The sequence below is a fragment of the Caulobacter sp. LARHSG274 genome (assembly GCF_052871235.1).
The window spans coordinates 190,931-202,501 of sequence record NZ_JBIXJO010000001.1 but is presented as its reverse complement, the minus strand read 5'-3'; the positions used below and the strand labels follow the sequence as shown (position 1 = coordinate 202,501).

The 11,571-nt window shown below is 71.4% G+C and carries 10 protein-coding genes; 2 read left to right on the top strand and 8 right to left on the bottom strand.

Features of this window, described 5'->3' with window-relative positions:
• Positions 1–158: 158 nt before the first annotated feature.
• Positions 159–1,025 carry an aldose 1-epimerase gene (locus tag ACIPQB_RS00955; protein WP_446483317.1) on the top strand — a complete coding sequence of 289 codons (867 nt, stop codon included), beginning with the start codon at positions 159–161 and terminating at the stop codon, positions 1,023–1,025.
• Here ACIPQB_RS00955 and fixJ read toward each other — a convergent pair.
• Complete coding sequence (gene fixJ / locus ACIPQB_RS00950; RefSeq protein ID WP_446483316.1) at positions 1,022–1,636, bottom strand: response regulator FixJ; 615 nt, start codon at positions 1,634–1,636, stop codon at positions 1,022–1,024. The two genes, ACIPQB_RS00955 and fixJ, sit on opposite strands and share 4 nt — an antisense overlap.
• Entirely contained in the window at positions 1,629–3,116 is a 1,488-nt protein-coding gene (locus ACIPQB_RS00945; protein WP_446483965.1) for a PAS domain S-box protein, read from the bottom strand. Before ACIPQB_RS00945 ends, fixJ begins: the two co-directional genes overlap by 8 nt.
• A gap of 225 nt (positions 3,117–3,341) precedes the next feature.
• Between ACIPQB_RS00945 and ACIPQB_RS00940 the strand changes: the two genes are divergently transcribed.
• A complete protein-coding gene (locus ACIPQB_RS00940) occupies positions 3,342–3,794 on the top strand; it encodes a chemotaxis protein CheW (RefSeq protein WP_446483315.1) in 453 nt (150 codons plus the stop codon).
• Between the two features lie 171 nt (positions 3,795–3,965).
• Here ACIPQB_RS00940 and ACIPQB_RS00935 read toward each other — a convergent pair whose 3' ends face one another.
• The 6 genes from ACIPQB_RS00935 to ACIPQB_RS00910 form a co-directional block, all read right to left on the bottom strand.
• Positions 3,966–4,463 (bottom strand): ASCH/PUA domain-containing protein, encoded by a 498-nt coding sequence (locus ACIPQB_RS00935; RefSeq protein WP_446483314.1) that lies wholly within the window; start codon positions 4,461–4,463, stop codon positions 3,966–3,968.
• Between the two features lie 207 nt (positions 4,464–4,670).
• Positions 4,671–5,312, bottom strand: coding sequence for a ribosome biogenesis GTP-binding protein YihA/YsxC (yihA, locus tag ACIPQB_RS00930; protein ID WP_446483313.1), 642 nt, complete (start codon positions 5,310–5,312; stop codon positions 4,671–4,673).
• Positions 5,312–7,174 (bottom strand): membrane protein insertase YidC, encoded by a 1,863-nt coding sequence (yidC, locus tag ACIPQB_RS00925; protein WP_446483312.1) that lies wholly within the window; start codon positions 7,172–7,174, stop codon positions 5,312–5,314. Before yidC ends, yihA begins: the two co-directional genes overlap by 1 nt.
• Before the next feature lie 7 nt (positions 7,175–7,181).
• Positions 7,182–7,610: a ribonuclease P protein component gene (rnpA, locus tag ACIPQB_RS00920; RefSeq protein WP_446483311.1), complete on the bottom strand. Its 429-nt coding sequence runs from the start codon at positions 7,608–7,610 to the stop codon at positions 7,182–7,184.
• Positions 7,611–7,724: 114 nt separating this feature from the next.
• Positions 7,725–7,859: a 50S ribosomal protein L34 gene (gene rpmH, locus ACIPQB_RS00915; protein ID WP_012284717.1), complete on the bottom strand. Its 135-nt coding sequence runs from the start codon at positions 7,857–7,859 to the stop codon at positions 7,725–7,727.
• A gap of 260 nt (positions 7,860–8,119) precedes the next feature.
• Positions 8,120–11,566: an AAA family ATPase gene (locus ACIPQB_RS00910; RefSeq protein WP_446483310.1), complete on the bottom strand. Its 3,447-nt coding sequence runs from the start codon at positions 11,564–11,566 to the stop codon at positions 8,120–8,122.
• Between the last annotated feature and the right edge of the window lie 5 nt (positions 11,567–11,571).

The window sequence follows — 11,571 nt, the reverse complement described above, 5'->3', positions numbered from 1 at the left end:
CACGCAGGGCCCCCAGCCCGTCAGCCGAAAGTTGTGCCCCATTCCCGCCCGGCCCGTCCAGTCGCCTCGGAGGGGCGGGCAAGGATCGCTTGTTTCGCCGCGCCGATGTGGCTAGTCAGCGGACCGTTACCGCTATCGTCCGCCGAGGCCCGATGAGCATGTCCAAGACCGCCGCCAGCCCCGTCGTCCTGCAGACCGACCGCGGTCGCCTGGAGATCCTGCCCGCCCTTGGCGGCGCCGTCGGCCGGTTCAGCTGGGACGGGCGCGAGGTGCTGCGGCCCGCCCCGGCCGGAACCGGCGAGGTGCTGGAGACCGGCGGCTTCCCCCTGGTCCCGTTCTGCAACCGCATCCGCGACGGCCGCTTCCGCTTCGGCGGCCGCGACGTCGTGCTGCCGCCCAATCTGGCCGGCCATCCGCACGCCCTGCACGGCCAGGGCTGGCGTGGGGCCTGGACCGTGGAGTCGGCCGGCGCGGCCGAGGCGGTGCTCGCCTTCGACCACCCGCCGGGCGCCTGGCCCTGGGCCTATCGCGCCGAGCAGCGGTTCCGCCTCGGGGCGGACGGCCTGCGCATCGACCTGTCGGTGACCAACACCGGCGACGAACCCATGCCGGCCGGTCTGGGCTTCCATCCCTATTTCCCGACCCGGCCGGGCGAGCGGCTGCAGGCGGGGGTGACCGGCGTCTGGATGATCGACGCCGACGTCCTGCCCACCCACCATGTCGATGGGCCCTGGGGCCCGGACTGGGCCCAGGGCGCGCCGACCGCGGTCTCCAGCCTGATCGACCACTGCTATACCGGCTGGGACGGAACGGCGACGCTGTCGGCCCCGGGCGGTCCGGCCACTGTCCTGACCGCCTCGCCCGACTGCCGCTGGCTGCACGTCTATTCGCCGCCGGGCGCCGACTTCATCTGCGCCGAGCCGGTAGCCAACCGCCCCGACCCGTTCCACGGCGAGGACAGCGGCCTGCGCGTGCTGGCCCCGGGCGAGACGGCCTCGGTGTGGATGGCCGTGGCGAGCGGTTAACCCCGCCGCACCGACAGGGTCATGCGCACCAGGGCCGCCAGGTTGTCGGCGTGCATCTTGGACATCAGCTTGGCGCGATAGATCTCGACCGTGCGGGGGCTGATGCCCAGGTCGCGGGCGATGACCTTGTTGGGATGGCCGTCGACCACCCCGTCCAGCACCTGGCGCTCGCGCTCGGACAGGGTGTCCAGCCTCTGGCGCACCACGGCCTGGTCGTCGGCGGCGGGGGCCGAGACCGGGCGGGGGCTGGCGGCCAGGGCCCGGGCCAGGGCGTCGAGGATGCGCGACTCGCCGAACGGCTTTTCGATGAAGTCGACGACCCCGGCCCGCATCGCCTCGACCGCCAGGGGGATGTCGCCATGGCCGGTGATCATGATCACCGGCACGCGCGAGCCGCGGGCGTTCAGTTCCAGCATCAGGTCCAGGCCGGTCATGTCCGGCATCCGCATGTCGGTGATCACGCAGCCGGCGCCCTCCAGCGGCAGGGCGTCGAGCAGGGCCAGAGCGGAGGGGTGGCTGCGGACCTCGAAATCGGCGGCCTCCAGCAGGAAGGCCAGGGCCTCGCGGGCGCTCTCGTCGTCGTCGACCACGTGCACCACGGCTTCACTCATCGATCGGGTCCTCGTTCTCGTCCTCAAGGTCGTTGGTATCGCGGCGGGCCGGCAGGATGAAATGGAAGATCGTCCCGCCCTTGGGGTTGGGGTCGGCCCAGATGCGGCCGCCGTGCGCCTCGATGATCGAGCGCGAGATCGACAGCCCCACCCCCATGCCCTCGGCCTTGGTGGTCATGAACGGCTGGAACAGGCGCTCGCGGAAGTCGTCATTGATGCCCGAGCCGGTGTCGGTGACGCTGACCTGGACAGAACCGCTGTCGAGCCGCTGGCTCGAGATGGTCAGCTCGCGGCGCGGCGAATCGGCCATGGCGTCGACGGCGTTGCGGATCAGGTTGACCAGCACCTGCTGGATCTGCACCCGGTCGGCGAACACCGCGTCGGCGGCGGGATCGAGCTTCAGCCTTGTGGTGACCAGGTGCTCGCGAGCCCCGATCAGGGCCAGGGCGGCGGCGTCCTCGACCACCTTGGACAGGCTCTCGGGCGCCCGCTCGCTGGCCCCGCGGCGGACGAACTCGCGCATCCGGTGGATGACGTCGCCGGCCCGCAGCGCCTGGGCCGAGGCCTTGTCGACGGCGTCGCGGACCTTGGCCTGGTCCTCGGGACGGCCGCGGTCGAGCAGGCGGCGCGAGCCGGTCAGCAGGTTGGCGATGGCCGACAGCGGCTGGTTCAGCTCGTGGGCCAGGGTCGAGGCCATCTCGCCCATGGCCGTCAGGCGCGAGACGTGGACCAGTTCGGTCTGCAGATCGCGCAGCCGGGTCTCGGTCTGCTGGCGCTCGGTCAGGTCGCGGATGAAGCCGGTGTAGAATGGGCTTGAGCCGCGGGTCTCGCCGACCGCCAGCTCCATCGGAAAGGTCGAGCCGTCCTTGCGCTGGCCCACCACCACCCGGCCCAGGCCGATGATCCGCTTCTCGCCGGTGCGGGCGTAGCGGGCCAGGTAGCCGTCGTGGGCCGACTGGTGCGGCTCGGGCATCAGCAGGCTGACATTGCGGCCGACGACCTCGGCCGCGCGCCAGCCGAACAGGCGCTCGGCGGCCGGGCTGAACGAGGTCATGATCCCGGCCTGGTCGATGACGATGACGGCGTCTGGGGCGGAGTCGAGGATCGACTGCAGGTGATGGGTCATGGCAGCGGCCCGGCGGCGGGCGGCGTGGAACCAGCCGCCGCCGACCGACAGGCCGGCCCCGATCATCACGAACAGCAGGCTCGACAGGGCGGTGGCCTGGTCGGGGGCGCTGCGCACCTTCAGCAGCCAGACCGCCGCGGCGGCCAGGACGGTGGCGAACAGGCCCGGCGCCAGGCCGCCGAGCGCGGCGCTCACCAGCACCGCCGGCACGAACAGCAGGAAGGCGGTGGGCGCGCCGAAGGCGGCCGGCAGGGCCAGCTGGACCAGGCAGCAGGCCGCCACCGTCCCCAGCGCCGCCAAATAGGCGCGGGGCCGCAGATCGCTGTGCAGCGTGGCGCCGGCGGCCATGGTCATCACGGGGTGGCGGTCTCCGTTCCGCAAGGTCGGGCTACCCTATAGCGTGGGGCGCGGCCAAGGTCTCGACCGGTTCGCCGCCGCCGCGGCCGCGACAATCCGACACGCCGCCGGGCAAGCTTAGCATTAACCGTTATTAAACGGCGGACAGGCTCTTCTGGACGCCGACGCGAAACCGGTCGCCGGCCTTCGCCGCGCCGCCCTTTCGAGCCCCGGGAAACGACCATGACCGAACACGCCGAACCCGCCCTGGAGCTGATTTCGTTCTGCATCGGCGAGCAGGAGTTCTGCATCGACGTCAAGACGGTGCGCGAGATCCGCGGCTGGACCCCGGCCACCCCGATCCCGCACGCCCCGAGCTTCCTGAAGGGCGTCATCAACCTGCGCGGCGCGATCATGCCGGTCATCGACCTGCGCAACCGCCTGGGCCTGGGCGTCACCGTCCCCGAGACCCGCCACGTCATCGTCGTGGTCGAGTGCCAGGACCGCCTGGCCGGCATCCTGGTCGACGCGGTCAGCGAAACCTTCACCGTCTCGCGCGAGCACCTGCAGCCGACCCCGGACCTGGGCGTCGACGAGCTGCGCTTCATCCAGGCGATCATCTCGCTGGACAGCCGGCTGATCACCTATCTGCGGATGGACGACGTCTTCCCGCCCCAGGTGCGCCAGGCGGCGTAAGGGCCGGATTGTCTTCAGCTGATTTTGAAGTTCGTCATCCCGGGCCCTGTGCCCGGGACCCATCCGTCCGCCGCAAGGGCGGCGGTGTGGCGCGCCTGCGCGCCAAGGCGACGCCCGTCAGCTGAACCATGGGTCCCGGGCACAAGGCCCGGGATGACGGCTTAGTAGTCCCTACTTCCCGCGCACGATCCGGGCCGCCGCGGCATGGAAGCGGGCCTCGGCTTCGGCGGCGTCGGCCACGGCGTTGTGGCGGTCGGCCGAGACCGGCATCGGCGCGCGGCCGGTGGTCGGGGCGGCGTAGCTCTGAGCGACCTTGCGGGCGTCCTGGGCGCGCAGGGCGGCGTTGCTGGCGGTGGTCTCGTGCCACTGGGCCAGCTGCTCGGCGGTCAGGGCCCCGTCGGTCGGCACGTCGCCGTGGTGGACCACCTCGCCAAAGCCGATGGCCACGAAGCCGTGGATCACCCCGTAGTCCTCTTCCGACAGCAGGAAGGTGATCTGCCGCTCCTCGACCTGGCCGGTATAGGCGTCGGTCTCCGGATCGAACTCGCGCAGCGCCAGCACGTCGCCGACCGCGAACTCGCGGTCGTTGCGGCGAATCTCGAAGCGCTTCTTGCCCGAGCGCACGGCGGCGAAATATTGCGGCCAGGTCTTCAGTTCGTGACGGGTCATGGGCAGGGACTTTTTCAGAATACGGAAGGCGTGGCCTTAGCGGCCGGATCTGGCCGTAAGGTTAAGGCGAGGAAGCGATCTTGTGGACTCTTCGCATGCCCAAATTCCGTCTCCCCGGCGAAGGCCGGGGCCCAGGTGAAACCCACGAAAGGCTCCGGATGAATCTGGGTCCCGGCCTTCGCCGGGGAGACGGAGGTTGCGGTGGCTTTAGGACAAACAGGTCCGCGCGATCTCGGCCCGCAGCTCAGGCAGGCCGAAGCCCTTTTCCGAGGAGGTGGCCAGCACCGCCGGGAAGGCCGCCGGGCGCTTGGCGATGGCCTTCAGGGTCTTCTCGACCGTGGCCGCGACCTCGGCCGGCTTGATCTTGTCGGCCTTGGTCAGGACGATCTGGTAGGAGACCGCCGCCACGTCGAGAGCGTCCAGGGCCTCGGCGTCCACCGACTTGAGCCCGTGGCGGGCGTCGATCAGCAGATAGACCCGCTTGAGGTTGGCCCGGCCGCGCAGATAGGCCCGGCCCAGGTCCTGGAACTTGTCGGCGACGCTCTTGGACACCCGTGCGAAGCCGTAGCCGGGCAGGTCGACCAGGCGCAGCTGCTCGGCCAGCACGAAGAAGTTGACCTCCCGCGTGCGGCCCGGCGAGTTGGAGGCCCGGGCCAGGTGGTTCTGGCCGACCAGGCCGTTGATCAGGCTGGACTTGCCGACATTGGAGCGGCCGGCGAAGGCCACTTCCGGCAGGGTCGGGGCCGGCATGCCGTCCATCTTGACCGCGCCCATCATGAAGGTCGCCGGCTGGGCGAACAGCACGCGGGCCGCCTCGATCTCGTCCTCGCTATAGGCCAGTTCGTCCATCAGGTCGCCTCGACGGGCTTGCCGCGCAGGCGGTTCACCAGCTTGTCGATCGGGTTCTCGACCTTGTAGCGGTGCATGATGATGTACTGCTGCAGGATGGTCAGCACGTTGCTCCAGCACCAGTAGATCACCAGGCCCACCGCGAACTGCGACAGGGTGAAGGTGAAGATGATCGGGAAGAACTGGAAGATCTTCTGCTGCATCGGGTCGCCGGCCGGCGGGTTCATCGCCGTGGTCAGCCACATGGTGAAGCCGTAGAGCAGCGGCCAGACGCCGATGTGCAGCGGGCCGGCCAGCAGGCCGCCGATCAGCGGGGCGGTGGCCGGATCCCAGGGGATCAGGCCGAACAGGTTGGTGAAGGTGGTCGGGTCCTTGGACGACAGGTCGACGATCCAGCCGAAGAACGGCGCGTGCCGCATCTCGATGGTCACCGTCAGCACCTTGTACAGCGAGTAGAAGATCGGGATCTGGATCAGCATGGGCACGCAGCCCATCATCGGATTGATCTTCTCCTTGCCGTACAGCGCCATCATTTCCTGCTGCTGCTTGGCCGGATCGTCCTTGTGCTTGGCCTTCAGCTTCTCGACCTCGGGGGCGATCTTCTTCATCTTGGCCATGGACTCGTAGCTCTTGTCCGCCAGCGGGAAGAGCAGGAGCTTGAGCATCACGGTCAGCAGCAGGATGGCGACGCCGAAATTGCCGACCATCTTGTAGAAGATCTCCAGGATGTTGAAGATCGGGCGGGTGAACACCGCGAACATCCCCCAGTCGACGGCCTTGTCGAAGCTGGGGATGGCGCTGGGCGGGCGGTTCCAGAACTGCCACCAGACCACCGGCTTGCCGCCGTACTGGTAGCGGGTCAGCAGCGGCACGGTCTTGGCGCCGGCGAACAGGCGGGTGGTGTGGTTGATCGCCTGGCCGGGGGCCAGCGACTTGGCCGCGCCCAGGAACATCGATTCATAGATGTCGACGCCGTTGGAGGGCACCACGCGATAGCGGGCCTGGATGGTCTCGGACTGCTCGGGCACCAGGGCCGCCAGCCAGTACTTGTCGGTGATGCCGTTCCAGCCGCCCTTGGACTCGAAGGTCTGGTCCGGCTTGTCCTTCTTCCACTTCTGGTACTTGGCCTGGTTGAGGACGTACTTCTCGTCCTTGACGCCGCCGAACACGCCGATGGCGCCTTCGTGGACGATGTTGGTCTTGCCCAGGGTGGCCGGGATGCCCTGGCGCTGGACGGAGGCGTAGGGGGCCAGGGCAACCGGCGCGCCGCCCTGGTTGCGGACATTGTCGGCGACGGTGAACATCGCGTCGGCGTCGACCGAGATGGTGCGGGTGAACACCAGGCCCTGGCCGTTGTCATAGGTCAGGGTGACCGGGGAGCCGGGACGCAGCACCTGGCCGGCCGGGGCCGACCACAGGGTCTGGGGCGTGGGCAGGCCCGGCAGGTTGGCGCCGGCCCAGCCGAAGTCGGCGAACCAGGCGTTCTCGGCGTGCTCGGGGCGGAACAGCTCGACCGGGGCCGAGGTCTTGGCGACCTCCTGGGTGTAGCGCTTGAGCCAGAGGTCGTCGATCCGGGCGCCCTTCAAGGCGATCGAGCCGGACAGGGCCGGGGTGTCGACGGCGATGCGCGGGCTTTCCGCCTTGGCCTGGTCGCGCGACAGCTTCATCGGCTGGGGCTGGCCGTCCGCGCCGATCGTCATGCCGGGCTGGGCGGCGATCTGCGCCTCGGCGGCCTTCTTGGCGCGGAGCTCGGCCTCGTGCTGCTTCTGCTGCGGGCCCATGACCAGGAACTGGTAGCCGAACAGGATCGCAAGCGCGCAGACGAAGAACAGCAGCGTGTTTTTGTTGGTGTCGTTCTGCATGGGTGACTTAACCAGAAACGGAGGAATCGGACGCGGCGGGGGCGTGCGGAACGGGCGGCGGGCCCTGGCCCGCGCGGTCGTGTTCGGCGGCGAGGCTTATCAACGCGGTTTTAACATCGTCAAGCAAACGCCCCCAAGCCCGCTGGCCAGTACCACCGCGAGCGATGAACACATAGTCGCATGATGGGCGGCCATGAAGGGGGAGAAGCAGGCGGGCGGCCTCGCGCAGGCGTCTTTTGGCGCGATTGCGCTCGACCGAGCCGCCGATTTTCTTGGTGGCGGTGAATCCGACCCGGATCAGCGGGTCCTCGTCCTGGCGCGGGCGCATCTGCATGAACACCGCGCCGCGCGCCAGGGCCGGGGCCTTGGCGGCCTTCAGGAAGTCCGGGCGCTTCTTCAGGCGCTCGATCTTGGGCGGGACCTGGGTTTCGGTCATGAAAAAAGCCGCCCTTTCCGGCGCAGGCGCTGGGCCTGGTTCGAGGAAAGGGCGGCTTCCATCATGGTCTTGTTCCCGCGCCGCCCTTGCGAGGAAGGGGCGGGAGAAAGGCTGTTAGGCCGTCAGGCGCTTACGGCCCTTGGCGCGGCGACGCGCAACGATCTTCTGGCCGTTCTTGGTGGCCATACGCGCGCGGTAGCCGTGACGGCGGGCTCGCACGAGCTTCGACGGCTGGAATGTCCGCTTCACGAGGTGGCTCCGATAATAATGGGACGCGGAAGCCGTGAGGCCTCCGCGAGTGAGGGGCGGTGGATAAGGGAAGGGGCCGGCCCTGTCAACCGGAGTCGCGATGGCGCGAGGCTCGCTGTTGCGGTGGACCATTCCCAACGCCGTCTCCCCGGCGAAGGCCGGGGCCCAGGTGAAGCCCACGAGCCGCTCTGGATGAATCTGGACCCCGGCCTTCGCCGGGGAGACGGAGGAAGGGGGCGAGCGGGAGGGGTTGAAGCCTCCTACTGCGCGGCCACCAGTTGCTCGGCCGTGCTGAGGTCGACGCTGACCAGCTGGCTGACGCCGCGCTCGGCCATGGTCACCCCGAACAGCCGGTCCATGCGGCTCATGGTCACGGGATTGTGGGTGATGGCGATGAACCGCGTGCGGGTGCGCCGGCGCATCTCGTCCAGCATGTTGCAGTAGCGGTCGACATTGGCGTCGTCGAGCGGGGCGTCGACCTCGTCGAGCACGCAGATCGGGGCCGGATTAGCCAGGAAGACGCCGAAGATCAGGGCGCTGGCGGTCAGGGCCTGCTCGCCGCCGCTCATCAGGCTCATGCTGGCCATGCGCTTGCCGGGCGGGCAGGCGAAGATCTCCAGCCCGGCCTCCAGCGGATCGTCGTTCTCGACCAGCCGCAGCTCGGCCTGGCCGCCGCCGAACAGGGCCTGGAACAGGGTCTGGAAGTGGCCGTTGATCACCTCGAACGCGGCCAGGAGACGTTCACGGCCCTCGGCGTTCAACTCCTCGATGCCGGCCCGCAGCTTGCCGACCGCCCCCGACAGGTCGGCCCGCTCGGTGCGCATGGTCTCCAGCCGGGCGGCGTATTCCTGGGCCTCTTCCTCCGCCCGCAGGTTGACCGGGCCGATGGCGTCGCGCTCCCTTTCGAGAGCAAAGAGGTGCGCTTCCACGCCCGCGGCGTCCTTGGGCACGGCCACGGCTTCGCCGGCCACGTGGCGGCCCAGCTCGTCCGGCTCCATGCGGGCCTGTTCGCGGATCGCCCCGGCCACCTCGGCGAAGCGCTCACGGACGGCGTCGAGCCTGGCGACCAGGGCGGCGCGCTTCTCGCGGGTCTCCGAGGCCGCCTGTTCGGCGGCGCGGGCGGCGCGGTCGGCGGTCAGGCGGCCGGTCTCGGCCGCTTCCAGGGCGTCCGAGGCCTTGGCCCGGCGATCCTCGGCGGCGGCGAACTGCTCGACGATGACCAGCAGCCGGCCGGCCAGCACGGCCGGCGCCTCGCGGGCCGCCTCCAGGGCGGCGGCGGCCTTGGTCCGGTCGGCCTCCAGGCTCTGCTCGCGGCGGGCCGAGGCTTCGCGGCGCTTGCTCCAGTCGCCGTGGTCGCGCTCCAGGCTTTCCAGGCGGCGCTGGCGGCCGGCGGTTTCGCGGGTCTCCTGGTCGAGGGCCGAGCGGGCGGCGGCGGCGACCTCGCGGGCGGCGGTGGCGGCCGCTCGGGCGGCGGCCAGCTGCGGGGCCAGGTCTTCGGCGCTCTCGACCCCGGCGCTTTCGGCGCGAACCGCGGCCAGGGCGGTTTCGGCCTCGACCCGCTCGGCCTCGAAGCGGGCGATGGTGTCGTCCAGCGACTGGGCCCGGGCCTCGCGCTGGGCGGCCTCGCGCTCGTGGCGGGCGACCTGTTCGCGGGCGCCGGTCAGCAGGCGCTCGGCCTCGGGCGGACCGCGTCGTTTATCGCGCAAAGTTTCCTCGGCGACCCGTAAAGCGTCGGCGGCGGCCTTCAGGGCGGCGGTCGCGGCCTCGGCGCGCGGGGCGACCTGGTCGATCTCGGCCTCGACCTCGGCCAGGCGGGTGCGCTGCTCCAGCCGCACGGCAGCCGGCTTGGGGGCGTCGGCCCGGGCCGTGAAGCCGTCCCAGCGCCAGAGGTCGCCTTCCTTCGAGACCAGCCGCGCGCCGACGGGCAGGTCCTTGGCCAGTCGGTCGCCGTCGGCCCGGGCGACCACGGCCACGTGCGCCAGGCGGGCGGCCAGCTCCGGCGGGGCCTTGATCAGCGGGGCCAGCGGCTGGGCGCCCTCGGGCCAGGCCACGGGCCTGGCGTCTGCGCCGGCCCAGAACGACGGCGCGCGTCGGTCCAGGGCCGCCTCCAGGTCGTCGCCGAGGGCGGCGGCCAGGGCGGCGCCATAGCCCTTGTCGGGGGTCACCGCGTCGAGGGCCGGCGAGAAGCCGCTCTTGGCGCGGGGGGCGGTCAGCTGGGCCAGGCCGCGGGCTTCGGTGCGCAGCCGGCCCAGCTGGTCCTCGGCCTTGCGGGCCAGGTCGCGGGCGGCGGCCTCGGCCTGGGCGGCCTTGGCGCGCGCGGCCTCGGCGTCCTCAAGCGCCTGCCGGGCCGCGGCCAGGCCGGCCTCGGCGTTGGCGAAGCGCTGGCGGGCCTCGGCGGCGGCCGGATCGACCGCGGGACCGACGGCGGCCCGCTCGGCCTTGGCCTGGTCGAGGGCGCGGACCGTGCGGGCCAGGCGGCCCTCGGCCTCGGCCAGGCGCTGGGCGGCGGCGCGGGCCCGGGCCTCCTCGGCGGCGGCGCGGGCGGCCAGCTGCTCGACCTCGGCGTCGGCCTTGGCGCGGGCGGCCTCGGCGGCCTGGGCGGCGGCGGCCAGCTCGGGACCGCGGGCCGGGGCGGCGGCGATCTGGGCCCGCAGCTCGGTCAGCTCGGCCTCGGCCCGGGCCAGGGCCTGGACGGCGTCCTGCAGGCCCTGCGCCTCGCGGGCCCGGTCGTCGTCGATGCGGGCCAGGTCCGCCGACAGCCGCTCGAACTCGGCCTGGGCGGCCTCGGCCTCGCGCTCGGCCCGGTCCTTCTGAATGGCCAGCTGGCCCAGCACCGCCTGGGCGATCGAGGCCTCCTCGCGCAGCGGCGGCATGGCGGTCTCGGCCGCCAGGATCGCGGTCTGGGCGGCGGCGGCGGCGCGGGCGGTGTCCTCGACGCTTCGCGCCGCCTCTGTGGCCTCGGCCTGGGTGCGGTTGAGGGTGTCGCGGGCCTCGGCCCAGCGGGCGTAGAGCACCGCCCCCTGCACGGCGCGGATCTCGGCCGACAGGCGCTTGTACTTCTCAGCCTGGCGGGCCTCGCGGCGCAGGCGGTTGAGGGCGGTCTCCAGCTCGCTGGCCACGTCCTCCAGCCGCGAGAGATTGGCCTCGGCGGCCCGCAGCCGCAGCTCGGCCTCGTGGCGGCGGGTGTGCAGGCCCGAGACCCCGGCCGCTTCTTCGAGGATGCGCCGGCGGTTCTGCGGCTTGGCCCCGATCAGCTCGCTGATCTGGCCCTGGCGGACCAGGGCCGGCGAGTTGGCGCCGGTCGAGGCGTCGGCGAACAGCAGCTGCACGTCGCGAGCCCGCACCTCGCGGCCGTTGATGCGGTAGGTCGAGCCCTCGCCGCGGTCGATGCGGCGGACCACCTCCAGCACCGGGTCGTCATTGAACTGGGCCGGGGCGGTGCGGTCGGCGTTGTCGATGGTCAGGGTGACGTCGGCGTGGTTGCGGGCCGGGCGATTGCCGCTGCCGGCGAAGATCACGTCGTCCATGCCGCCGGCCCGCATGGCCTTGGCCGAATTGGCCCCCATCACCCAGCGCAGGGCTTCCAGCAGGTTGGACTTGCCGCAGCCGTTGGGCCCGACGACGCCCGTCAGGCCCGGCTCGATCCGGAATTCGGTCGGCTCGACGAAGGACTTGAATCCCGAAAGGCGCAGGCGCTGGAATTGCACGGCGC

What these genes read in the sequence shown, in the direction of transcription:
- ACIPQB_RS00955 (WP_446483317.1), top strand. Translation starts at nt 159, where the DNA reads ATGTCCAAGACCGCCGCCAGCCCCGTCGTCCTGCAGACCGACCGCGGT.
- fixJ (WP_446483316.1), bottom strand. Translation starts at nt 1,636, where the DNA reads ATGAGTGAAGCCGTGGTGCACGTGGTCGACGACGACGAGAGCGCCCGC.
- ACIPQB_RS00945 (WP_446483965.1), bottom strand. Translation starts at nt 3,116, where the DNA reads ATGACCATGGCCGCCGGCGCCACGCTGCACAGCGATCTGCGGCCCCGC.
- ACIPQB_RS00940 (WP_446483315.1), top strand. Translation starts at nt 3,342, where the DNA reads ATGACCGAACACGCCGAACCCGCCCTGGAGCTGATTTCGTTCTGCATC.
- ACIPQB_RS00935 (WP_446483314.1), bottom strand. Translation starts at nt 4,463, where the DNA reads ATGACCCGTCACGAACTGAAGACCTGGCCGCAATATTTCGCCGCCGTG.
- yihA (WP_446483313.1), bottom strand. Translation starts at nt 5,312, where the DNA reads ATGGACGAACTGGCCTATAGCGAGGACGAGATCGAGGCGGCCCGCGTG.
- yidC (WP_446483312.1), bottom strand. Translation starts at nt 7,174, where the DNA reads ATGCAGAACGACACCAACAAAAACACGCTGCTGTTCTTCGTCTGCGCG.
- rnpA (WP_446483311.1), bottom strand. Translation starts at nt 7,610, where the DNA reads ATGACCGAAACCCAGGTCCCGCCCAAGATCGAGCGCCTGAAGAAGCGC.